27 protein-coding genes are annotated in these 22,802 nt (G+C 51.4%); 6 read left to right on the top strand and 21 right to left on the bottom strand.

The window, feature by feature from the left end; translation table 11 throughout:
- Nucleotides 1–118: 118 nt before the first annotated feature.
- Together EDM59_RS31145 and EDM59_RS20090 are read right to left on the bottom strand one after the other, a co-directional pair.
- A complete protein-coding gene (locus tag EDM59_RS31145) occupies nucleotides 119–256 on the bottom strand; it encodes a hypothetical protein (RefSeq protein WP_170184459.1) in 138 nt (45 codons plus the stop codon).
- A 56-nt stretch (nucleotides 257–312) separates the two neighbouring features.
- Nucleotides 313–1,272: a carbohydrate kinase family protein gene (locus EDM59_RS20090; RefSeq protein ID WP_122925256.1), complete on the bottom strand. Its 960-nt coding sequence runs from the start codon at nucleotides 1,270–1,272 to the stop codon at nucleotides 313–315.
- Nucleotides 1,273–1,544: 272 nt separating this feature from the next.
- On the opposite strand from EDM59_RS20090, the gene EDM59_RS20085 reads away from it, so the two are divergent.
- Entirely contained in the window at nucleotides 1,545–2,765 is a 1,221-nt protein-coding gene (locus EDM59_RS20085) for an MFS transporter (protein WP_122925255.1), read from the top strand.
- A gap of 108 nt (nucleotides 2,766–2,873) precedes the next feature.
- Here the strand turns inward: EDM59_RS20085 and EDM59_RS20080 are convergent, their stop codons facing one another.
- The 7 genes from EDM59_RS20080 to EDM59_RS20050 all read right to left on the bottom strand — a co-directional run bounded on the left by EDM59_RS20080 (nucleotide 2,874) and on the right by EDM59_RS20050 (nucleotide 10,270).
- Nucleotides 2,874–4,937 (bottom strand): YecA family protein, encoded by a 2,064-nt coding sequence (locus EDM59_RS20080; RefSeq protein WP_122925254.1) that lies wholly within the window; start codon nucleotides 4,935–4,937, stop codon nucleotides 2,874–2,876.
- An 81-nt stretch (nucleotides 4,938–5,018) separates the two neighbouring features.
- Nucleotides 5,019–5,291 carry a hypothetical protein gene (locus EDM59_RS20075; protein WP_122925253.1) on the bottom strand — a complete coding sequence of 91 codons (273 nt, stop codon included), beginning with the start codon at nucleotides 5,289–5,291 and terminating at the stop codon, nucleotides 5,019–5,021.
- On the bottom strand, nucleotides 5,288–6,283 hold the full coding sequence (locus EDM59_RS20070; RefSeq protein ID WP_122925252.1) for a hypothetical protein: 996 nt from the start codon (nucleotides 6,281–6,283) through the stop codon (nucleotides 5,288–5,290). Before EDM59_RS20070 ends, EDM59_RS20075 begins: the two co-directional genes overlap by 4 nt.
- Nucleotides 6,284–6,462: 179 nt before the next feature.
- Complete coding sequence (locus EDM59_RS20065) at nucleotides 6,463–8,022, bottom strand: YcdB/YcdC domain-containing protein (RefSeq protein WP_122925251.1); 1,560 nt, start codon at nucleotides 8,020–8,022, stop codon at nucleotides 6,463–6,465.
- A gap of 113 nt (nucleotides 8,023–8,135) precedes the next feature.
- Entirely contained in the window at nucleotides 8,136–9,080 is a 945-nt protein-coding gene (locus EDM59_RS20060; RefSeq protein ID WP_122925405.1) for a 3'-5' exoribonuclease YhaM family protein, read from the bottom strand.
- An 18-nt stretch (nucleotides 9,081–9,098) separates the two neighbouring features.
- Entirely contained in the window at nucleotides 9,099–9,644 is a 546-nt protein-coding gene (locus EDM59_RS20055) for a YkvA family protein (RefSeq protein ID WP_122925250.1), read from the bottom strand.
- A complete protein-coding gene (locus tag EDM59_RS20050; protein WP_092267547.1) occupies nucleotides 9,641–10,270 on the bottom strand; it encodes a DedA family protein in 630 nt (209 codons plus the stop codon). Before EDM59_RS20050 ends, EDM59_RS20055 begins: the two co-directional genes overlap by 4 nt.
- A gap of 288 nt (nucleotides 10,271–10,558) precedes the next feature.
- On the opposite strand from EDM59_RS20050, the gene EDM59_RS20045 reads away from it, so the two are divergent.
- A complete protein-coding gene (locus tag EDM59_RS20045; RefSeq protein WP_122925249.1) occupies nucleotides 10,559–11,044 on the top strand; it encodes a DUF2062 domain-containing protein in 486 nt (161 codons plus the stop codon).
- 82 nt (nucleotides 11,045–11,126) lie between these two features.
- On the opposite strand, the gene EDM59_RS20040 is transcribed toward EDM59_RS20045, so the two are convergent.
- Together EDM59_RS20040 and nadE are read right to left on the bottom strand one after the other, a co-directional pair.
- The gene (locus tag EDM59_RS20040) at nucleotides 11,127–11,348 is read right to left on the bottom strand and encodes a hypothetical protein (RefSeq protein ID WP_092267545.1); all 222 of its coding nucleotides are present in this window, start codon (nucleotides 11,346–11,348) and stop codon (nucleotides 11,127–11,129) included.
- A 94-nt stretch (nucleotides 11,349–11,442) separates the two neighbouring features.
- On the bottom strand, nucleotides 11,443–12,195 hold the full coding sequence (gene nadE, locus EDM59_RS20035; RefSeq protein WP_122925248.1) for an NAD(+) synthase: 753 nt from the start codon (nucleotides 12,193–12,195) through the stop codon (nucleotides 11,443–11,445).
- Nucleotides 12,196–12,326: 131 nt separating this feature from the next.
- Here nadE and map point away from each other — a divergent pair, with 131 nt between their 5' ends.
- The 3 genes from map (at nucleotide 12,327) to EDM59_RS20020 (ending at nucleotide 14,883) form a co-directional block, all read left to right on the top strand.
- Nucleotides 12,327–13,073 (top strand): type I methionyl aminopeptidase, encoded by a 747-nt coding sequence (gene map / locus EDM59_RS20030; protein WP_122925247.1) that lies wholly within the window; start codon nucleotides 12,327–12,329, stop codon nucleotides 13,071–13,073.
- A 168-nt stretch (nucleotides 13,074–13,241) separates the two neighbouring features.
- Nucleotides 13,242–14,279, top strand: a complete 1,038-nt coding sequence (locus tag EDM59_RS20025) for an LLM class flavin-dependent oxidoreductase (RefSeq protein ID WP_122925246.1) — start codon at nucleotides 13,242–13,244, stop codon at nucleotides 14,277–14,279.
- 4 nt (nucleotides 14,280–14,283) lie between these two features.
- Nucleotides 14,284–14,883, top strand: coding sequence for a TetR/AcrR family transcriptional regulator (locus tag EDM59_RS20020; protein ID WP_122925245.1), 600 nt, complete (start codon nucleotides 14,284–14,286; stop codon nucleotides 14,881–14,883).
- Between the two features lie 217 nt (nucleotides 14,884–15,100).
- On the opposite strand, the gene EDM59_RS31140 is transcribed toward EDM59_RS20020, so the two are convergent.
- Nucleotides 15,101–15,277: a hypothetical protein gene (locus EDM59_RS31140; protein ID WP_183192970.1), complete on the bottom strand. Its 177-nt coding sequence runs from the start codon at nucleotides 15,275–15,277 to the stop codon at nucleotides 15,101–15,103.
- Between the two features lie 160 nt (nucleotides 15,278–15,437).
- Nucleotides 15,438–15,788 carry a PspC domain-containing protein gene (locus tag EDM59_RS20015; RefSeq protein ID WP_183192969.1) on the bottom strand — a complete coding sequence of 117 codons (351 nt, stop codon included), beginning with the start codon at nucleotides 15,786–15,788 and terminating at the stop codon, nucleotides 15,438–15,440.
- Nucleotides 15,789–15,964: 176 nt separating this feature from the next.
- On the opposite strand from EDM59_RS20015, the gene EDM59_RS20010 reads away from it, so the two are divergent.
- A complete protein-coding gene (locus tag EDM59_RS20010) occupies nucleotides 15,965–16,210 on the top strand; it encodes a hypothetical protein (RefSeq protein WP_122925244.1) in 246 nt (81 codons plus the stop codon).
- Between the two features lie 55 nt (nucleotides 16,211–16,265).
- On the opposite strand, the gene EDM59_RS20005 is transcribed toward EDM59_RS20010, so the two are convergent.
- The 8 genes from EDM59_RS20005 to EDM59_RS19970 all read right to left on the bottom strand — a co-directional run bounded on the left by EDM59_RS20005 (nucleotide 16,266) and on the right by EDM59_RS19970 (nucleotide 22,710).
- A complete protein-coding gene (locus tag EDM59_RS20005) occupies nucleotides 16,266–16,895 on the bottom strand; it encodes a flavin reductase family protein (RefSeq protein WP_122925403.1) in 630 nt (209 codons plus the stop codon).
- A 17-nt stretch (nucleotides 16,896–16,912) separates the two neighbouring features.
- Nucleotides 16,913–18,073: a homogentisate 1,2-dioxygenase gene (locus EDM59_RS20000; protein ID WP_122925243.1), complete on the bottom strand. Its 1,161-nt coding sequence runs from the start codon at nucleotides 18,071–18,073 to the stop codon at nucleotides 16,913–16,915.
- Between the two features lie 301 nt (nucleotides 18,074–18,374).
- Nucleotides 18,375–19,280, bottom strand: coding sequence for an RluA family pseudouridine synthase (locus tag EDM59_RS19995; RefSeq protein ID WP_122925242.1), 906 nt, complete (start codon nucleotides 19,278–19,280; stop codon nucleotides 18,375–18,377).
- A gap of 76 nt (nucleotides 19,281–19,356) precedes the next feature.
- Nucleotides 19,357–19,842, bottom strand: a complete 486-nt coding sequence (locus EDM59_RS19990) for a hypothetical protein (protein ID WP_122925241.1) — start codon at nucleotides 19,840–19,842, stop codon at nucleotides 19,357–19,359.
- Between the two features lie 79 nt (nucleotides 19,843–19,921).
- Complete coding sequence (locus tag EDM59_RS19985; protein ID WP_122925240.1) at nucleotides 19,922–20,620, bottom strand: MBL fold metallo-hydrolase; 699 nt, start codon at nucleotides 20,618–20,620, stop codon at nucleotides 19,922–19,924.
- Nucleotides 20,617–21,261 carry a TetR/AcrR family transcriptional regulator gene (locus EDM59_RS19980; protein WP_122925239.1) on the bottom strand — a complete coding sequence of 215 codons (645 nt, stop codon included), beginning with the start codon at nucleotides 21,259–21,261 and terminating at the stop codon, nucleotides 20,617–20,619. Before EDM59_RS19980 ends, EDM59_RS19985 begins: the two co-directional genes overlap by 4 nt.
- A gap of 249 nt (nucleotides 21,262–21,510) precedes the next feature.
- Nucleotides 21,511–21,957, bottom strand: coding sequence for a DUF2269 family protein (locus EDM59_RS19975; protein WP_122925238.1), 447 nt, complete (start codon nucleotides 21,955–21,957; stop codon nucleotides 21,511–21,513).
- A gap of 21 nt (nucleotides 21,958–21,978) precedes the next feature.
- The gene (locus EDM59_RS19970; protein WP_246011130.1) at nucleotides 21,979–22,710 is read right to left on the bottom strand and encodes an NAD(P)-dependent oxidoreductase; all 732 of its coding nucleotides are present in this window, start codon (nucleotides 22,708–22,710) and stop codon (nucleotides 21,979–21,981) included.
- Between the last annotated feature and the right edge of the window lie 92 nt (nucleotides 22,711–22,802).

Genomic DNA, 22,802 nt, shown 5'->3' with positions numbered 1-22,802 from the left:
CATCTGATTCCGATATTGTACCATACCATTGTCTGCATTTGTAGAAAAATGTTCCCTGCACATGAAAAACCTCCATCTTTTTGTCGATGGAGGTTTCTTGATTTTCCCGCTGTTTTACTTATTGTAAACCGCGTGGGGCTTGGCTGAAGCCTTGCACAGGTCCTTTTGAGCGCTTGTTTGTCGAGCGATGAGAGTCGCCTCCCTGACGAACATGACTTTCCTGTTTCCCATTGACATCATTCGATTTCTTTTCCACGGGTACACTCCTCCTTGTTGTGAAGCTACCCGGTAGTTTGCTCAAGAACCGTCATCTCATTCGAGGTTTCCATTGACCCAAGGATTTGGTTTGGTGACAAAGAACTCTGCACGCCTAGACAGCTCATTCAAATCGATGTTTCCTTTTCTCTCCATACTTAGCTCTGCCATGGCCATGCCGAATGCTCCCTGCTCAACGAGACGCTGGGTTTTGTTTTGCGCGTAGATGACTCCTGCTGCAAACGCATCTCCCGCTGAAGCGCGGATCGGGGCAGCTGGCGGCGATAGCCAGAAGGACTCCGTTTGATTGCACAAGTAAAGACCTGCTTCCCCGCACATGATCATGACCTGGGAAACCCCTTCATCTACCAAGGTCTTCGCACACTTCTCCACATCCTGATAGGAGTGCAGGATTTGACCACAAAGCGTCTCCATTTCATCGATACTGCCCACGATGGTGTATATCCCAGCAAGCAGTCCCTTCCATTTTTCCGCCTTTTTCACAGAAACCAGATCCACGATCACTTTCTTTTCGAGTCGGTTGGCTTCTGTTAGAAAGGCTTCCATGACAGGCAATGGAAGGTTTGCGTCCATGAACAAGCCCGCCGCCTGCCGCAAGCTCAGAAGGCCGCTCTGGATCATGGCCGCGCTCCAGGCATCATTGATAGCCATATCCGCAACAGCCGTGTACAATTCTTCATCCAGATCACAAATCGCTAAATAGCGCCCTGTCGATCTGCCTGGCACTCGAAACATGCCATGCGTCGCAACACCGCTGTCTGCTGTAATCTGCCGCAGCCATTCGCCATCGGAGTCTTCCCCTACCAAGGCGTACAAATGCACTTCTTCGCCCAGCCAGCCCAAACTTTCCGCAACGTTACGAGCTACTCCACCTGCCGTTTGATGGACGACTCCTGGATTACTCGTTCCGGGAAGCAATCTGACCGAAGTGACTCCCTGCATATCTACATTGGCGCCACCTACACATAGCCAGTAATCTTTCATCCCCTCCAGCATACAAGCACCCCTCCCAGCCGATTGCACACGGTTGATTCATCTTTTTTCATCCTTACCTCTTTTTCGACAAGAGATGTTCATTTACCTACCAGTTCGGAAAGTTCCGTGTTTTTTCGACCGTTATGCCCATCCTCCATATGCCAGTATTACAGGGGTGACGATTGGGGAGTTCCGTGCTAAAGTGAAAATTGTTAACTAGGAAACAGCCGTACGAAAGAGAAGAAAAGCGCTTTGAAACGTTTTTCGCAGAAAAAATATTGGAGATGAACCATATGAGCGCCACATCCACACCCATTCATGCATCACCGACTGGGCAGGCAGCTCCTACCGTGTACCGGATGCTTTTTGCAATCAGCATCGTTCACTTGTTGAATGATAGCCTGCAATCTGTTATTCCAGCACTGCTGCCCATCCTGGAAAAAAACCTCGCTTTAAGCTTTACGCAAGTCGGCCTAATTCTTTTGGTAATGAACCTTACCTCCTCTATCCTTCAACCGGTTGTCGGCTATTTATCTGATCGCAAATCCCGCCCATTTCTGCCGCCGCTCGCCTTGCTAGTATCCGGGCTCGGTATGCTCGCTCTCGCTTTCGCAGGCAATTACTACCTGGTCCTCATGGCTGTCGCTTGTGTAGGGATCGGCTCTGCCGTTTTCCATCCGGAAGCATCCCGCTTTGCCCACCAGGCTTCCGGTGTTCGCAGAGGGCTGGGACAATCGATCTTTCAGGTAGGGGGAAATGCGGGGCAAGCTTTGGCTCCTCTGATGACGATCCTGATTTTTGCGAACTTAGGTCAAGCGGGAGCCCAATGGTTCCTGTGGCCAGCTATTCTCGCCAGCGGTGTCCTGCTGTATGTCGCCCTATGGTATCGCGGACAACAGCGCTTGAAAAAAGCAGCAACTGATGTCGCCGCTTACAGCCATCGCAAGCAACGTTTCATCGCCCTGGGTCTCTTGGTCTTGATCGTCAGCGTCCGGTCCTGGATGAACGCAGGCTTTCAAAGCTTCTACCAGTTTTATTTGATGTATGTCAAAGGGGTCGAATACTCTCACGCGCAGGTCGTCGTCTTTGGCTTTTTGATGGCTGGCGCGATCGGAACCTTTTTGGGAGGTCCTCTCTCCGACCGTTTCGGGAAGCGCAACCTGCTGATTATCTCTACGCTTGGTGCTGTTCCCTTGACGATCCTGACGCCTTACGTCTCTGGCATTTGGGTCTATCCCGTTCTGTTCCTCAGCGGCTTGATCATGCTCTCCAGCTTCTCGGTTACGGTCGTGTATGCACAGGAGCTGCTCCCTGGACGAATCGGAACCGTATCTGGCCTCATTACTGGCTTGGCATTTGGTATGGGCGGCGCAGGCAGTCTCGTGTTCGGTTCTCTTGCGGACACGTTCGATCTGACCTTTGTCATTACCCTTTGCTCCCTGTTGCCTCTGATCGGGGTCCTTGGATTCTTCCTGCCGAATGATCAAACGGTTCGTGACTGGGCTCGCAGCTAAGTCCACATCTGAAAAAGGGCAATCCCTCACATTCGGGATTGCCCTTTCTTTTAACAAAAATGGGTGTCTTCTGCAGCTTGCTCTACAGAGGACACCCTTTCTTATTCCTTATACCAATACACTAGTCGGAGCACCCAGCAGCATGGCAACAACTGGCGGATACAGCTCCGGTGTGCCGAATACCTTCCAGCTGCCGTCCTCGGTCTGACCGAAGAGCCCAGCGATCAGCCAATCCGAAGCCAATACGTCTGTGGCATCCGCTGCCAGAGACAGCGTAATTTTTTCTCCGTTAGCGCGCTTCGCCGTCCAGCCGTCCTTGTTCTTCTCCAGCAGCAGGAACGTTTCCTCTGTCAGATCAGAGAGGCTTGCTTGGCCAAGCAGATTTTGATTCGCTTCCTTCTCCAGTACACCGCGCAGGCGATATGCCTCCGGAAGAGTTTCCTTCAGCTCTGCCAGCAAAGGCTGCATGGTTGCGTGTACGTTGGCTACGCCCTGCTTGTCCAGCCATTTGAAAAACGCGGTGAGAACAGACAGCAGGTTGGTCGCCAGCGTCTTCGTGGTCGCATCTGTACGTGCGTAGATATCGTGCACCAAGAAGTAGGCGAGTTCTTCCTTGCGCAGCTGTTCCCAAGTGAAGCTCGGTCCAAAAGCACCACGAACGAAGGAACGGAAGTTGTTCATGACCTCGTCGTACTTTTTCACCGTCGCCTCCGATTTGCCCTCGGTCATTTCATGGACAAAGCGGCTGATGTCAGCCAATCGATCGGGATGCACGGTATAGACGCTTTCCGGCAAGCCTTCGATCAAAGGGCGGCGCAGCAAGTTGTTGACGTGGAGCGTCTCATTTTTCAAAGTCAGTCTTGGGCGGAGCATGTCCATGCGAATGAATCGCGCCAGACCTTGCCCCAGCTTGTTGTCCTGTTCCATCTGCTCCATCAGGCTTTGCAGCTTGCCATTCAGCTCGGCATTATCCGATGCCGCAACCAGGATTGGCGCGAGCTCATCCAAAGCTTCGTGCGGTGTAACCAGCCATTTTTCTGCGAAATAGGTTTGCACGGCCCATTGCAGTACTTTTGGCGGCAAAGTGGGCTGACTGGTGATGAACAGCGTGCCTTTGGAAAGCTTGGAGCCAGTCGAAGAGAGTACACGAATCTCTTCTTCGTTTTGCATTGGATGCAGCTGCAAGAGATCTGCTACTTCATCCAGCTGCGGCGCAAAGCCTTCCAGCATGATTTTGTCATCTGAAATCATCAGCTCTGCCTGTACTTCATACAGCTCGAGCAAAGCCCCTTTCAGCGCTGGGAAGAGATGTTCTTCCTTGCGCGTCGCATATACCCAGATTTCTCCAGCGGCATCTCGACGCTTCAGCTCAAAAGAGCGTGTCGCTTCCATTTCCTTGATCAATTGATCACGATTTGCCAATGCGTAGCTGCGTCGCAGCAGAGCATCTGCCTGTTTCACTTCGCCCGTCTCATCATCCCCGAACGAAACGATAAAACGGTACAAATCTGTCGTATACACGCGCTTGCCCGTATCATTCGCTGCATCCTCAACTTCTGGATGCTCTTTTAGCCAATCGAGCAGCGATTGTTTAACATGCGGCTGCAGGATAATGCTGCCTGAGAACAGCATATCGCGCAGTCCCAGATTCAACAGGCGACCGACGATCATTTGACCTACTTCCACATGCAAATTGTTCGAACGCAGCAGGTAGTGGGTCTCGTGGCTGACTGGCTGTTGTACCGTCATCACGTCCCGATCTACTTCCACCACTTCATATACATTCAGATGAAGTCTGGCAAATGCACGGCGTAGATCTGGCTCCATGCGGCGGCCATGCTGCTTCACGTAATTCTCCAGCAGCGTGCTGCCCGCATTTCTAACATCCAGCACATACCAGTTGAAGAAGTGCGCCGCCCATTCCGGACGCATAACGCTCTCTTCCGTCAAGCCAATCTCTTCAGCAAAGCGGCTGCGGGCTTCCTGGATCGCATCACTGGTGACGTTGCCCCCCACAAAGTGGTTCAGACGTTCTACCCAGCCAGCGTATTCCTTCTGCAGCTTTTGCTCATGACGACTGCGCAACTCCGTAATCGGAGTGACCACGCCACAGCATTTTTTGTATTTTTTCCCGCTCCCGCAGGGGCACAATTCATTTCTTCCTACAGACATAGAGGGTTTGGATCTCCTTTCCATCCCACGCGGCATGCGCGGGGAATCCTGCACAATCCCCCTATTTTACCGCATTATTCTTCATGTGTTCAAGGGTTCTCGTTTGGTTTCATGAACGATACCCACATCGCTGTTGTTTTCCCACTGGTGGATAAACTGCTCCAGACGGTTCATCAGCCTGACGATGCGCTGCTTCTCGCCCATGCATGCAGAAATAGCAGAGAGCTGGTTGGTGGAAAAAAGCTGCACCACTTCCTGCTCCATTTCTTGAAGCCGAATCCGATAACTCGCGATGACTTCGCGTAGCAAGGCAAACCTCTGCTCCAACCGGATCGTAGCCTCAAGCTTACTCATTGTTGTTCACTTGTAGCCAGCACCTGTTCGATGCCGAGTACGATCTGCTCATGTTTATGTTTCTCTTTCATCAGCACTTCTATAGCTTGCATATTGCTTTGTTGAAAATGATTGACAACTTCCTGTGCCATTTCTTCCTGACGGGATTCCAAAAGGGTGATCGCCTTCTGCATCAGTTCTTGAACCTCTTTCAATACGTTTTGTTCAGTAATGGTAGTCATTGTCTTTTCCTCCTTAGGGTTCGTTGTTTCGTGATGTTCTTCCAAAAGCTGCACGGTTTGTCCCGATTCGGTCAAGTCTTCTTCTGCTTCTTCCTCGGCCTTCGCTATCGTTTCGGAAGCGGCGGTAACAGCAATTTCCATGACCGCCGACTCATCTTCATATGGCTCTTCACTGCGAACAATGATGTACAGCCTCTCACCGTCGATCCGGAAGCGATCATCCAGTACCGGCAAGAAGGCTGCCTCTGCCGCAATTCCCACTTCCTGTTCGAGAAAATGAACGAGGGAGCGAGTGGTCACCTGTGTGATACCGTTGTCACGGCAAAAAGCGAATACTCGATCGTTGCTCAGTGTCCACTCTGCCAGAAACCAGCGAGGGTCGCCTTGGTACTGCACAAAGCGAGGATCCTTCTCCAGCTGCAATAGCCGTTGAATCTGATTCCAGCCAAATTGGGTTTGACGACGAAGCTCCGCCACAATCTGATCCATTTTCTTAGGCGTGAGGGTTTCACGCAAAAAACGGTACGCCAGATCGTACAGCTGGTGAGGCTGGTAGGTCAATTCCACAATCGCTTCTGAGCTCCCAACCCGTACGGGTGACTGCTCCTGCTCCAGCACTTTGTCAAGCAGCGCTGCACTGTCTAGGTTTAAAAAAGCATTCAGCTCGTTTCCTTCCATCCGGGAGCAGACTTCTGTTCGGGGGAGGGAGCGCTCACCGGACCGGAATACCTTTTTTACAATACTTGGTAGGGTATAGGTTGGCCGTTTCATGAACTTTCTCCTTCTCGTGACCGGCATTGTTTGCCAATCAAATGGGAATCAAAGAGATATTCTACAAAAAGAAAAAAAATCCTACCTCGTTCAAAGTGTTTCTCTATTCCGATAATTAATAGCTTTTTCCTACACAGAAAAGCCTGGCGCAGTCATCAGCCAGGCCAGACTTCTCCCTTCTATTCTTCCCACGCAAGCCAGCTGTCTACAAGATCGCCGTTGTGTGCATCGACCGCATGAGACAGGCTGTCTTCCGTCGCCGCATAGACGAGCTGCGGAAGCTCAGCTGTCTGATTGGCTGCTTTTGCGTACCAGTAATACGAGCGCAGCTTGACTTGCTTCAGAAAAGCTTCTTTCGCACTCTTCTCGCCAATCAGTCCTTGCTTGCTTACCTGACTTGGCGGCAGCGCCACTGCATCGTTCACTTGTGCAAAGACCACTTTTCCCTTTTTGGCATCCACCTCAATGGTGTAGGCAGCAGATTTTACGGGTATTCCGTTCACCTCGGGATAGAAATCGTAGCGGTACTTCGTCTGCAGTCTTCCTTTGTCCTGATCGACCCACGCAGGCAAATGCTCGGCCAGACTTGTCGTCTTCAGTACAAATGCTTGTTCTTTGGCGTGCAAATACTTCTCCACAAATTGCTGTGCGGCTTTTCTGCCTTCTTCCGCTGTCAGAGGGGTTTCTAGTTCTTTTTCGGCTTGACCCTCTACTTCGATTCGGAGTGGTGTCCTTGTTTTCCGATCCAAAGTGATCTTCACACTCTCATTGGCGACTGCTTTCCACTCATGAACAGAGACGTCGGCCCTCTTGTCGTTTTCATTTACGAAGTCGTATCTCAAACGGTTGAGCGTCAGATGAAGGCCCTCACCGAGCATTTTTTCCATGCTTTTTTGATCTTTCCATACGTCCTTTGTTGCCACTCCTTTGATCTGCCGCTCTTCTTTTGCTTCGACATACACATCTGGAGCGATTTTGCCTGTCAGACTATCGATCTTCGGCTCATTTCCTGCTACGTACACAAGCTTGCCGATTTCCTGATCGTAGACGAGTTCCATGGTGAGAGCTTCCTCCCACTCCTTCATCGCCTGATCAGCTGCCACTGCTTTTTTCGGGTCGGCTGCTTCTGTCCCTGCAGGAAGCTTCTGCTTCTTTTGAATGAACATAACGACTTGACCATCTGCGTCGAGCATCACTTCACCCATCTTCTTGCTCAATGGCACGTCACTTTGTGTCTGGTAAAAGGGAACGACCATGAGCTGATCCGTTGCTGTCCCCCTTTGTGTCACTAGATATCCGGCAGTAGAGACCGCGATGTCCACCCCAACCTGCTCCCGGATAAAGCTGACCGCTTTTTGATAAACAGCTTTTTTATCGAAATGTTTCGTCTTATCACGATCTGGGTCTTTCAGCTCAAGGGCTAAGATATTTCCGTTTTCATCCGCAGTAAGGTCAAGGGATACGCCAGAAGTGATCTTGCTCTTCTTATCCGACAGCTTCACTCGATATTCTGAGCCTTCCTTCGTAAACGCGTCCGTATGAAGATTTCCCAGCGCCGGGACAAAGTCCTCCTTCAGATCCTTGAGTACCTGCACGAGATCGGCTGGCAGCGGAATGATTTCCACCTCACTCTTATTGATGCTCGCATGGGCAATAGATGGCTCGATCCATGTCGCCGGTGAAGACAACAAGCTGGCCGCTACCAACAAAAACGCTGCTTTGTTCCAGTTTCTCAACATCGATTCCTCCTCTTTCAGTAGCTCCTACTAAAGACGGTAACAAAAGGAAAAACGTTTCTTTCGGAACAAAAAAATAGTCGCCTGTATGCTTTACAGACGACAAAAGGACATCTTTAGTAACCGCGCCACACTTTTCTTCTGAGCACTCCGGCATAGGCCCACTCTTCTTCACCCGCATCCGCCAAGGTTTGCCCCAAGGCATTCATTTTGCTGTCGATCTGGTCGAGGTAGTGGAACAGTACAGCGGTAGGCGTCTTGCCGGAAACCGCACTGCCCCAGCCGTTTTCCACCTCTCCATGATGGCTGAGGATGCAATGCTTCAAGTGCAGCACCTCCGCGTCCCCCAGTGGAATATCGAGCTTGCGGCATATCCCGCTCACGATCTCTACCCCCATGACCAAGTGCCCAATCAACTGCCCGGGTGTTGTATAGTCGGGGGCAATCGGATCAGACAGCTCGTACAATTTGCCGATGTCATGCATGATGCAGGTCGCATACAGCACATCCCGGTCCACCTGAGGATAAAGCGGCAACAGTCTCTCCGCTGCCGTCAGCAGAGAAACAATATGTTCGAGCAAACCGTGGTAGTAGTTATGATGCATCCGGACACCTGCTGGGAATTGACGCAGACGGCCGTGAATCTCTTCGTCAGCCAAAGCCTCGCGAATAATCGCTTGCAGTATTTTGCTTTGCAGGCCATCCACTGTCTTCTGCAGCTTTTCCCACAGCTCATCGACAGGGACCGGCGAAATCGGGATCAAGGACTCCATCTCGACTTCGTCCGATGTGGATGCTGGCCTGATCCGTTGAATAACCAACTGCTTCTTTCCCCGGTAGCTTTGCACAGTGGCGTCAATCTTGACGATCCCCTTGACCGCAATCGCGTCCTTGATCTCCGGGCTGACATCCCACAGCTTGGCCATAATCGAGCCGGAACGGTCACCCAGCTCCAGATTGAGATATTCACTCTGGTTGCTGGCTACTCCCGCTTCTTTTGATTTGACCAGGCAAAATCCCACTACCCGCTCTCCTTCCAGATACTCCGCCAAATATTTCATCTTTTCTCCCATCCCAGCCTATTTTTTTCGGAACAAGGTCTCTTCCAGCTTTTTCACGATCTTTTTGCCGACCAAATCATCGGCTGACTTGACCACCTTGGTGATCACGCTAAGCACATCCTCTTGGCCGTTCCAATGCTCCCGGACGACGACTTCATCGACATCCACGAGAATTTTCCGCAAGGCGTAAACAGCCAGAATCACGTCATCGAGAAGCCCGAAGCCTCCAACCAACACTTCCGGGATAAAATCGATAGGAGTAATAAAGTAAGCGACAGCAACACCCGCGATCGCTTTGGATTGGACGCTCACTCGCTTGTCGAGCATCAGTCTTGCCATCAGCACGAACAGGTCAGGAGCTAGCAGAATATAGCTGGCAACCGTTTCGTTGACGCCTTTATCTTTGATGAAGCCTTCTATCTTTTCCCGCAGTTTATCGTAAAAACGTTGATGCTTTTCCGGCAGCACGACCGGAATCAGCTCTTGTGTCTGTCGCACGGCAGGCAAGTTTGCTGCTGCGTCTTCTTCTACTTTGTGATCTTCTTTGCGGTCTTCTTCATTCATTGTGATTCCTCCCGTTTTGGTTTTCTTGCCACGCTGACTCGATGGCGTACATAGGACCAAATCGCGACGATCGCCAATAGCCCCAAGCATACGATAGCGAGGTTGCGGGAAATCAGGTCAAACATTTCATCCCAGCGCTCCCCGAGCTGCCAGCCTAACGTGACAAACAGAAGACTCCAAAAGAGGCCTCCCAGATACGTGTAAAGCATGAAGGTGGGAAACGGCAATCGGGTGATGCCGGCAAAATACGCTGTAAACTGTCTGACTCCAGGAATGAAGTATCCGACAGGCAGCGCCCATTTTCCAACGCGATTGAACCAATCCTCTGTCCTCTTGTAGACAGTGTACCCCAAGCCAAATCGCTTTCCATAGCGTTCAATAAAGGTGTATCCAAGCGTACGGCCAATCCAGTAAGCAGCCGTCATTGCCGTCACGGAGCCGAGAAAGCACACGAGAAAGGTAGGCCAATAATCTAATTTACCCGTAGAGACGAGAAACCCGGAAAAAACGAGCAGCGTTTCTTCTGGCAGCGGCATTCCCAGAATCCCCAGAAAAAATAGACCAAACAAAGCTCCGTAACCGTATTGCGTAATATATCCGCCAAAAGACGACATCATTTCTTCCATTTTGCCTCACCACTTTTCTGGCTTGTCCGCCCTATTCTCCATTATGCCAAAAGATAGCTGCGTTCTCAAATCAGCCCGGTTGACTTTATTCCTCTGGCGTTGTACGGTTACCTAGATCACTAAAATAAAACAAGCCGTCATTATTGAGGCTCACCTTCTTGTTGAGTAAAAATAAACTTTTTGTAGAAAAATGGCGAATCTATAGACAGGCGCCGTGGCTTTCCAAATGTCGATTCGGTATAATAAAGCGTAGAGAAAGAGAAACGGGATAAACGAGGGACAGGCCGGATGTGGAAAAAAATCTACCGCAAACTAAAGTTTGAGTACTACAAGCTGATTCGTATGAAGGGTGCTCCTTCATTTGTCGCCCGCGGTTTTTCCGTAGGTATTTTCGTCGAATTCATTACCTTGCCAACTTTTGGTTTGGCGTTTTTACTTCTGTTTCCACTGATTAAAATTTTTCGCGCCAGTTTGCCAGCTGGATTGATTGCGTTTGTTATCGGCAAGCTAGTCCTCCCAGTTTTTATGGTACTCAATTACAATCTTGGGTACGCAATCGTCGGCAAGCCTATGAATGAGCATCTCGCTCACGGTCCGATGCCTCCATGGGAAAAATGGCTGCTCTGGATGAAGGAAAAAGGCCTCGCCTATTTTACAGGGAGCGCCGTGATGGGCTTTGTTGTAGCAATCGCCAGCTATTTTCTCGTTTACGCTGCCCTCCAGTTATATCGCCGCAAAAAAATGCGTCGCTCCGTCTCTCGCAGTACCTCGTAGGAGATGCCGCACGCAACGCATTTGCATAAAAAAAGACCGGTTCTGAGTAGATCAGACCGGTCTTTTTATTTTGTTTACACGCTTATGCAAAGTAGCCTTTATCCCGCAGTTGCTCCATGATTTCGGCAACGGTCATATCTTGCTTCAAGAGCTCCAGCGTTAGTTCCACTTGCTCTGGGGACAGGCCGTTCGCACCCAGGCTTTCACTGATCAACACGAAGTTGGGGCGACGGAAGTACGTTTGCAACGTACGCTTCACTCGTCCTTCCAGACTTGTTCTCAGCATCAATTCTGTCGTCGACATCTGTTCCACCTCTTTCTCGAAAAAGATCTATGCATAACCTCTATTATCGTACAAATTTGCCCAAGAATCAACTATTGGCTCAGACTGCCATCCATTAAATTTCCGGCATCAGGTTGCGCTTGTGCTCGGAAATGCGATGGAGGTACTCGATGCGCTCTTTTGCTTCCGGTCTGGTCTCGCCAGTAATGAGCAAACGATCCAAGTCTTCATAGGTAAAGCCCATTTCCTGTTCGTCTGTTTGACCTTCCCACAAGTCAGCGGACGGAGCTTTCGTAATGATCGATGTCGGTACACCCAGCTCAGCTGCCAGGATCCGAACCTCATGCTTCGTCAGGCTGGCGACCGGATTAATATCCGCCAGTCCATCTCCGCCTTTCGTCATATAGCCTACGTAAACTTCGCTGCGGTTGCAGGTATCCACAACGAGGTACCCTTTTTGGTTCGCAATCGCGTAAAGAACGGTCATGCGAAGACGTGCCTTCGTATTTCCTTTTGTCTTGGCATCCAGTGGAAGCACGCCTTCGATCGCAGGAACGATCGCATCAAATGCCGCTCCGACATCTACCGTCACCAGGTTTAGACCGATCGCATCTGCCAGGCGTTGAGCATCTTCCGCATGGACATCCTGGGAGTAAGCTGGCAGCCACACCCCGATTACCCGATCCTTACCCAATGCTTGTACGCAAAGAGCAGCTGTCACGGCACTGTCAATCCCGCCGGAAATTCCTACGACTGCGCCACCCAGACCCGGTCCATCAATCTGTTCGCGGATGAATTGGACGCGCTTTTCCGCGTCTTCTTTTACATGTATCTGGTAGTTCGCCAGATGTTCCTGAAACTTGTCCATGCTACCTACCTCCCGGGTGATTAGTTCTTCCTCATCCTACCACGCAGTTTTCACGGTGGCAATTAGCCTCAAATGGGTCTACACTATATATGTACGCAGTAGTATCAAAAGCGGGGACAAGGAGAGAGTCGATGATTATCCTCAAGACACCAGAAGAAATTGAACTGATGCGCGCCGCAGGGAAAATTTTGGCCGCTTGCCATCGGGAAATTGCGAAGATGATTCGTCCTGGCATTTCTACCTGGGACATTGATCAATTTGTAGAAGAGTTCTTGGCCAAAAACGGAGCTACTCCTGAGCAAAAAGGGTATTCCGGTTATCCGTATGCGACCTGTGGCTCTGTCAACGACGTGATTTGCCACGGTTTCCCTAAAAAGGATCCCCTTCAAAACGGAGATATCGTAACAATCGACATGGTTGTTCGCAAAGACGGCTGGCTGGCTGATTCAGCGTGGTCGTATGAAGTCGGTACCGTTTCACCAGAAGCGAAAAAATTGCTGGAAGTAACGGAAAAGTCGCTGTACTTAGGGATCGAGCAAGCCGTGGTCGGCAATCGGATCGGGGACATTTCCCACGCGATCCAGACTTTTGCCCAAGCAAACGGCTACTCTGTCGTGCGTGACTTTACCGGACATGGCATCGGTAAAGATATGCACGAAGAGCCGTACGTTCCGCATTTCGGACCTCCAGGACGCGGACAGCGACTGAAGGAAGGCATGGTCATCACCATCGAGCCTATGCTCAACATCGGTACGTATCACGCCAAGATCGATGCGGATGGCTGGACAGCTCGCACACGGGACGGACAGCTCTCTGCACAATATGAGCACACCATCGCCATTACAGCGGATGGACCTGTCATTTTGACTAAACAATAAGGACATGACTACAGAAAAAAGCCCATTACAGGGCTTTTTTCTTTTGCCTGCGGTTCTCCGATGTGCTGAATCGAACATCGGAAACTTGACAGTTGACTGGCAGGTTCGTATGATGCAAGTACATTTGTTACTGATCAGTAACAAACCTTCAAAGGAGGTTTTTCATACATGTCTTCATCTGCTAAGGACAGCCAAGCATCACCCAAGCAGCTTCGCAATATTCCCCTGTCGGTATTGGATTTGTCTCCAATCGTAGAGGGCAGCAACGCTACCGAGTCATACAAGAAAAGCCTAGACCTAGCTCAGCATGTGGAGAAATGGGGGTACCATCGCTTTTGGCTGGCCGAGCATCATTCCATGCCGAGCGTAGCCAGCTCCGCCACGTCTGTTTTGATCGGTCATATCGCGGGAGGTACTACGACACTGCGCGTAGGTTCTGGCGGGATCATGCTTCCGAATCACGCACCTCTGGCTATCGCAGAGCAGTTCGGCACTTTGGAATCCCTGTATCCTGGGCGCATTGATCTCGGACTGGGAAGAGCACCAGGAGCGGATCAGCGCACAGCACGTGCTCTGCGCCGCGACTTGCGAAACGGCGAGGACTTTCCTGAACTTCTGCAAGAGCTGCGCGCTTATTTCGATCCAAGCCTCGGTCATACGCCTGCGGGTGTACACGCCGTTCCTGGGGAAGGGCTGAGCATCCCGATCTGGCTGCTCGGCTCCAGCGATTTCAGCGCCCGTCTTGCCGGCCTGCTCGGATTGCCGTTCGCTTTTGCCGGACACTTTTCACCCAATTACACGCTGCCCGCTCTGCAAACCTATCGTCACAGCTTCCGTCCGTCTGAGGTACTCCAGGAGCCGTATGCGATGGTCGGGGTCAACGTCATGGCTGCCGACACAGATGAACGAGCGGAGCGACTCGCTACCTCTCATTTCCAGGCGTTCCTGAATATTATCCGTGGGGATCTCAAGCCCATTCAGCCTCCGGTAGACAGCATGGACGACCTGTGGACAGAGTTTGAAAAGCTGTCCGTTCAGTCCCAGCTTCGTTCCTCCATCATCGGCAGCCCGGACAAAATCAAAGAGGAGCTGCAGTCCCTCCTGAACGCCACACAGGCTGACGAGCTGATGATCACGACGTCCATGTTTGATCATGCAGACCGCCTGCGCTCCTATGAAATCGTGGCCGATGTCTGGAAGTCCTAGCATCATGACCACTGGGAAACGAACGCGAATCCCGCGGGAGCAGGCGCAGGAAATCATCCTGAACGCTGCCGAGGAGCTGTTTTATCAGGAAGGCATACACGCTGTCAGTGTGGACGCCGTGGTCGAGCGGGCCGGGATCAACAAGATGAGTGTGTATCGGCAGTTTTCCTCCAAAACCGACCTGATCAAAGCTTACATCAGCCGCAAGCAGGAGGCGTTTTGGACAGAGTGGAGCCTCAGCTTGTCCAAGCATCCTGACCAGCCCCGTGAGCAGTTGATCCAGTTTTTTCGCGACCTAGCTGCCAAAGCCTCCTGCACCGATTATCGGGGCTGCTGCTTTCTCAATGTTGCCGTTGAATTTCCTGATACCGCGCATCCAGTTCGGGAGCTCGTTACCACGCAGCAGAAGAAGATTCACGATGCGTTTCTGGAGATGGCGGAAGCGCTGGGGGCTGCTCATCCAGCTGAGCTTGCCTATACCCTTCGCCTTTTGATGGAAGGGACCTATGCCGAGAGCCAAACATATGGAACCGATAGTGCCGCCATCCAGGTGCTCCCCGCCATTGTGGAAAAGCTGATTGATACATCCATCGCATCCCGATAAGAAAACCTCTATCGTGGCCTGTTCAAGGAGGAGCGACAAGCGTTTTAGCGGAAAGTTTTACCGAAGCAATGCCAGAAGCGGACGCTGAGGCACTTCTCCATGCGCTCCGAAATTCTTAAACGTAAACGCTTATCCATTCCTAAACGTTAAAAAAAGTGGCTTGCCGCATTCCCATGCAGCAGCCACTTTCTATTTGTTTCCACCCATCCTCATGGTTTTACCCTTGTACACTTGTTGCGAGCTTCTTATCGCCTGTCATTGCTTCCAGGTCTTGAATGTCTTTTTCCAATTCCTGAATGTCTTCTTCGATCAGCTTTTTCAAGTGCTGCTTTTCCCTCAGGACTTTCTTGGTTTGCTCCAAACGCTGGTTCAAGTCGAACACGCCGAGATACACTGCTTTTCCCTCCCTATGTACATTATCCACCTTACATGTTATGCGGCCGATCCCATATGTTTCCATGGCCCAAGGCAGTAGACGGGCCTTTTTTTCACGACATCCCCAGCAAGATGCTAAAAGAGACCCCCACTTGCCCCGCGGAGGTCTCTTTGTCCTTTTAGATGCTTTTGTATTTCCCCAATTCAGTGCGAAGTCTATGGACCTCTTGCACAAGCGCACGCTTCTCCAGGCGATCGATTTCCGAATCCAGATCGTTCATTCGCGATTGGCTCGGATAAGGGCGTTCAAATCCGTCAAACCCATCCCCCACGTAAGACCATCTAGGCTCTTTCGGCATGATCATTGCCAACAGCAAATAGATCAGGATCGGGATCCCCGTACAAACGGTTAAAATGACGACCCCCACCCGCACGAGCGTCGAATCCAATCGCAGAAAATGGGCAATCCCCCCACAAACCCCGAACAGTCGTTTGTCTTGCTGCGAACGATATAAACGTCTTTCCATCATCTTAATCCTTCCTCTCTGCCAGCTTCCGCTTTGCTTTGTATCTACAGGATACCCCACGGCCATCTATCGCAAAATGGCCCATAGAGGGATTTGTCCTCCGACCCGGGACGGAGATCTGCTGTGTTCTGCATGAAATAGGCGTATCCCGTTTACGCTACAGGAAGAGGTGATCCGTCATGCCATTTATCTGGTTCGCAGCTTTTTTCTTACTGGCCGGGTGCGCTGGGAACACTGCCGAAGAACGCAGCTTCATTCAGAGCGATCGACATTTTTACTACCAGCAAAGCGTCGTGCATCCCTTTGGCCAGGAGCCAAACGTCACCCCGTACGGCCCGCCCGTCAATGCCAGCACTTCCGGTGAATACGACCGCTGGATCAGGCCGGATGCGGTTTCCCAATATCCGGGTCTCGTTCCGAAATAACCGAGCTCTCCAAGCAAAAGACCGCTTTGAAATGGTAGGCGGTCTTTTGCTCTTCCTATTTGGTTGCATTCCCTTTCTTTTCGTAGATGGGCCGTGGATGCTCAAACACTTCACCCAATGTCGCGTAGCCTTGCCCTGCCAGCCTGCTCACAGGAGCAAACGCTCTGGCATCAATCCGACCGTTGTGGTACAGCTCGTCGTCTACCTGCACATGCAGGACCTCTCCGATAATGAGATCCGATACCGTAGGACTTCCCAGCTCCACGATTTGATTCAGCTTGCACTCAAAATGAATGCGGGATGCACCTAGACGCGGTACCCTCACAGAAGCAGAAGGCAACAGTTCAAGACCTAGTGCTGCTACCTCACTTTCCTCTGGCGGATACTCCGCAGAGGTTTGGTTCATAGCATCTACATTGTGCACATCCACCATATTCACAACAAACTCGCCGCCCTCCGCAATGTTTCGTGCGGTGTCTTTGCGCATTCCGTCCGGCTTGCGCATGACGGCAACGGATAGCATCATCGGTTCAACACTCGCTACATTAAAGTAGCTGAACGGCGCTACGTTCACTAGACCGGCTCCGTCCATGGAGGTCACCCAGGCAATCGGCCTTGGGATTACGCAGCCTGTCAGCAGCTTGTATTTTGCTTGCCTAGCAAGTTCCGCCATTGATAATTCCATTCCGTAGCCTCGCTTTCTCACTCTTTTGGTGGGAGCCAGCTCTCCATATACCCCCCATCCTCTACGGACAATGCCTGGCGCGTCACCTGCAGTGGATGGAAGGTATCGAGCATGACGGCCAGCTCCGTCGTTTCCTTTTTGCCGATGCTTCCTTCGATCTTGCCTGGATGAGGGCCATGCGGAATCCCCATCGGATGAAGCGTAATCGAGCCTTCGAAAACACCCTTTCTGCTCATAAAGTTCCCTTTTACGTAGTATAGCACCTCGTCGCTTTCTACGTTGCTGTGGAAATACGGCGCAGGGATCGACTGGGGATGATAGTCGTAGAGGCGTGGCACAAATGAGCAAATCACGAAATTTTGCCCGGCAAACGTCTGATGCACAGGCGGCGGCTGATGAATGCGCCCGGTAATCGGTTCAAAATCGTGAATGCTGAGCGCATACGGATACAAAAACCCATCCCAGCCTACGACGTCAAAGGGATGGAAATCAAAAAAGTAGCTGTATACAGCCGATTGCTTTTTGACGCGCACTTCAAATTCGCCACTCTCGACATGTGTCTCTAACCTCTCCGGCACACGAATGTCCCGCTCGCAATAGGGGGAGTGCTCCAGCAGCTGCCCGTGCTCATTGCGGTAACGCTTCGGCGGGACGATTTCATTTTGCGACTCGATGACCAAAAAACGGCTCGGCGCCGAAGGAACAAGGCGGTATGTCGTGCCAATGGGGATCACCAGATAATCTCCGGGCCAATAAGGCAGCGTGCCAAAAGTCGTCTGCAGCTCTCCTTCGCCCTCGTGGACAAAAAGGACCTCATCACCGTCTGCATTGCGATAGAAGTAATTCATCGGCTCCGTTGGCACACATACCCCCATGAGCACATCGTCATTTCCCAGCAAATAGCAGCGGCCCGTGATCGGATCTCCTCCAGGACGCAAATCAAATGTTTTGAAGTGCTGATGCCTGAGTTCATGCTGCGGCACGAATTCGGGCTTCCAATCCGCAAATTTGCTGGTGGAACGTACCTGGGTAGGAGGGTTGTGATGATACAGGATCGATTGAATACCGGAAAATCCTTTCGTTCCCATGACCTGCTCGCGATATAGCTCGCCGTTTGGCTTGTAATACGTCGTATGCCTTTTTTTCGGCACTTCCCCCATGCAATGATAAAAGGCCATCCTCATTTCCCCCTTCGTAGGCTCAAGTGAAACCATCGGAAAACAGGAAAAAGCCCAGCTCACCCCCAAGCCGATTCGGTTGCATGACAAATGTGGGGGCTCCCCGCTGTCAAACGTTCCGAAACATGCATCAGGCGCAAGCTGGGCTCTATCTGCTAAAGAGAAAACGTCTTTTGGACAAATCTCCACAGACAGCCAGCTGTCGTCCGATTGTTTCCACTGTTTGGAAATCAATCATTTGCTTTTATCATATCGAAACCGCTTACACTTTTCTAGAGGAAAATGCCGATGTGCATTCCCTTCACTCTCGTTTTCCGAACAGCTTTCCAGCCAGCTCGCTCATGTCTTGCGGCAACGGCTCCGTCCACACCATCGGGACACCGCTGCGCGGATGAACAAAGGAAAGCTGACAGGCATGCAAAGCTTGTCTGCCAATCTGCTCTCGGCTCCCTCCGTACAGGTCGTCTCCTGCCAGAGGATGCCCGAGACTGCTCATATGCACCCGGATCTGGTGCGTTCGCCCCGTATCGAGCTTCAACTCCAGATGGCTCATCCCCTGTCCTCGTGCAAGCACGCGATAATGGGTGATCGCGGTTTGTCCGTCAGCACGAACCTGCCTGGTGATGAAGGAATCCTCTGCAAGTCCGATCGGCGCATCGATCGTCCCGGAATCGGCCTCAACTACCCCTTCCGCGATCGCCTGGTAGATGCGGTGCAGCGAACGCTCTTGCTGCAGTCGGCTGAACTGCTCATGCGCCCACTGATTTTTTGCAACGATCAAAAGGCCTGATGTATCTTTATCCAAACGGTTGACGGCACGAAACCGCCGATGCTCTCCCCGCTTTTGCCAGTAGGCAATGACTCCATTAGCCAATGTGCCACTCGCATGGTTTCCTGTAGGATGCACCACCAGACCTGCTGGCTTAGCGATGATCATCAAATCCTCATCTTCATACCGAATCGAAAGCGGCATATCTTCAGGAGGCACGGTTTCTTCTGCATCCTCGGTGACCATCACCGCGATCTCGTCACCTGCCTGCAGCTTTTCATTGACGAAGACCAGCTGTCCATTGCGCGTGATCAGACCTTTGAACTTGGCCCGAATCAGCAGGCGGCGGGATACCCCGTAACGCTTTTGCAAAACGTCCCGTACGGTGCGACCAGCATCCTCTTCGTCCGCGATAAATCGTAGTAATTCTTCTTGCATGTTGTCTCTCCTTTAGGTGTTCCCTTTTGACAGTATACCAAAAAAGGAGGGCATCGTCCGCTGAGGAGCGCGCTCGTCAAAGCTGCTGGCTGCGCACTTCAATTACGAAGGCATGTCCAGCATCTCCTTGATCCCATTCTCCTCGAACATCAAACATGTACCAGCCTGGCACTTCAGGAGCTTTCCATTCGTTCCCGTTCTCCAGCGGCTGCTCGATCTGTTCTGTTCCGATCCATTGGGTGACCCGCAGTGTTTCTTCGAGAGGAGCTTGCGGAAATGTGACAGTGAGGGTGGCTCCCGGTTTGACAGAGAGCGGTCGTGGCTTCATTTCTCCGATGATTTCGGGAGGGGCGGCAGTATCCTTGCAAACTCCTTGACTTTCATAATGCCAGCAAGAGGAAGTGGGAACAGTAACAGCCGTTTTCCCCATCCACGTAATCGAGGGGGCAGGGGGCTGAGGCAGCTGCTTGGGGGCTGCCTGATTGGTCTGCCAAAATTGACAACCTGTCAGCAATAAGGTCGCCGCTAGGCAATAACGAATGATCTTTCCATCCATCTTCATGCAATCACCTCACTTAAAAGGACGCAAAAAAAGCCGGGACGTTTCACCCGGCTCGTCTGGTCTTCCGCAAAAAGATTTTCTAGTGCCATACACTGCCTGGCAGGGAATGCGCCTGGGCAGTCGCCTGCAAATATTCATCCAGATGCTCTGCTGGCCTTTTGACAGGCTTGCCGTGACATACCTCCAAATGCACGGGCTGCAGCTCTCGCAGGATGACACTGCTTTTCAAAGCTTGTGCCATATCTGCTGTAAACATTGGCATCGGTCTGTGAAGCTTCCCAGCCTTTGAAGTAAACAAATCGCCTGCCAGCACCACTTGATCTTCCTCGTGATAGTAAATCACATGCCCTGGCGAGTGTCCTGGAGTGAGATAAGGCTTTAGGCCGGCGACAACTTCAAGCTCCCCGCATTCATCTACAGCAAGTGGCTGCACGACTCCTGGCGTCACGGTGACTTCTGGTCTCTTTCGGCGCGGGTACGCCTGCTTGCCCTCCAGATACGGTATTTCGATGGAATGCGCATACACGGGAACTGGGGTGTTTTCCCTTATCCGTTTGACTGCCCCTACGTGATCGGAGTGCCCGTGCGTCAGGAGAATACGCTTGAGCGGCCCTGCATGCAATCGATCGATAAAAGATAGGATACCTTTTGCCATAAACGATACTCCAGCATCAATCAGTGTCACACCATCCTCCTCCACTACTACCCAAACACGCAAGGGAATTACCATCCACGTATGCAGGCTATAAATGTGACGCGAGATTTGTTCGACTCTCATCCTCTACCCTCTCCTCTGCGTAATACTTGTTTACAGCCTTCCAGCAATACCTCTAAAGACAGCTCAAACGTCGGCGTCAGACGTTCGAGCAACTGCTCAACCGTTTCCTCAGAGTGTGTATACGTCCCGATAATCCCTTGCAGGGTATAGGTATAAATACGGGCAAACGCGAGATTTTCATCCTGCTGATCATGCTCAGGCAGACACGCGAGAAGTGCCCTCCTCAGAACTTCAAACAGCCGCGTCCGCTGTATCTGCAGCTCCTCCGTCGGCTCTGCCGCAACATCAACGCGTGATGCCTTTACCATGAAAAACAAGGTATGCATCGTCCGGTGAAGCAAGCAAAACGCAATAAACTGCAAACTGACTCTTTTGAGCCGCCCTTCAGGACTGAGGGATGAATCAGACAATGCCGCTTCCATCTGCTCCTGTAAAGCCTTCAAAGGTCCAATGGAGAGCTGGTGAAGCAGCGCTTCCTTATCGGCGAAGTAAATGTACAGAGTTGTGTGGGAGCACCCTGCCGCTTTGGCAATTTCCCGGATCGATACTGCCTCAAATCCCTTTTGAGAAAACAGCTCACCTGCTGCCTTTATAATGGCGTTTTTGGTCTCCTCTGAACGCATTTCCTGTCGGCTACCCATATCTTGAGACACTCCTTGTCGGGTTGTTGCTCCAAATTATAACCACCGGTTACTAACCATTGGTTATAATATAACCAATGGTTACAAAAACGTCAATACTATTCACAGAAAATAAAGCATTAGACCGAGACCCCTTATTCTACAAGGAGTCCCGGTCTTTTGAGCAATCCATGGATCTAAACGGAATAAGAAAGGTTTTGATTTCGCTCCCTATCCCGAAGGTCCAGTCGTAGAGTATGGGGGTGGAGATTAAAACGGCTTGATGACCATCAGCACGATAACTGCAATCATCAGCAGTTGCACCGCCAGCTCTAGTGGCGCGATCTTTTTCATCGCGTGAGAGAACTCGGCAGGTATCTCATCCCCACTGCTTGCCGCCACGAGCTTCGTGACTTTTTGCAAACGAGGCTCGATGAATCCGCCAATCGCGACCACCAGGAGCAGCGACAACAGGAGGGACACACTCAGCCACATATGGGACAGTCCCATGCCGGTTAGGATCATGAGCCCCATCCCAGTCGCGATCAGAGCAGCTCCGCCTATTTTGGGCAGCCAGGAAAGCTTGGCCGTGATATCGAAGACAAAGCGAAGCTGGCTGGCGGTTTTGGCTGTCTTGCGAATGGCAGGGATGAGGAATGCGGATCCCATGAAAGCAATCGCCGAGAGTATATGCAAAACGAGCAGCATTCCGAACATATAGGCAGTCTCCTTCCGCGCTCAGCTTACAGGCAGCTCGCTTTGGTAAGCGACGCCGACTCTTTTGCCTTTAAACGGCCCTCCAAGCTCAAGGTGGTTCAGCATACAGTTCGCTACATCTTCGTAAGCAACATCCAGCTCCTTAAACCGGCTGAACAGGTGGCCGGCAATTTCCGCTTCGGAATAGTCCTTGATGTTCTCCGGAACAGGCACAGGCAAACTGTTTGTGCTCACATGCATACGAACGGACGACGGTAGATCGGCCGTTTCGACCATCGTTCCCGGGCACATGACGGACCAATCGAGCTTCGTCTGACGCAGTCGTTCCAGATTCCGGTTGTGAGTTTGGTACATGGGCGGGAACCCGGGCAAATTATTGCCCATCAAATCGGTATAAGGAATGTCGAGCAGCCCGGCTCCTCCCATTACCCATACCCGTCCAGAAAACAGCGTGTTTTTTTCACACTGGCTGACGATGTTATCGACAATGCGAACAAACTCTTCTCCCTGTGCAGCATTACCAGCTGCAAGAATAGCGGCGTCTTGCTGCGAGAGCGCTTCGTAGACGCTTTCCGGATCCGTGATGTCCTTCGCGATCACCTTCACTTGCGCCGCAATCTCCACGCCTTGCTGCTCATAAAGCTTCTCGGGATTGCGCACGAAGGCGGTCATTTCATGCCCCCGCTTAACGCCTCGTTCCAGTACCTTTCTTCCCGTGTTTCCCGTTGCTCCGAAAACAATAATCTTCATCATGATCCCCTCTTCCTAGTGATTTCCAAATTTTTCACTGCTTGATTGACTTCATGTTAGCACCACCCTAAAATCTTGATAAGAACCCACTTTCA

Origin of the sequence: Brevibacillus nitrificans (genome assembly GCF_003710965.1) — a bacterium.
Lineage (GTDB): Bacteria > Bacillota > Bacilli > Brevibacillales > Brevibacillaceae > Brevibacillus > Brevibacillus centrosporus.
This window is presented reverse-complemented; position numbering and strand designations above follow the sequence as displayed.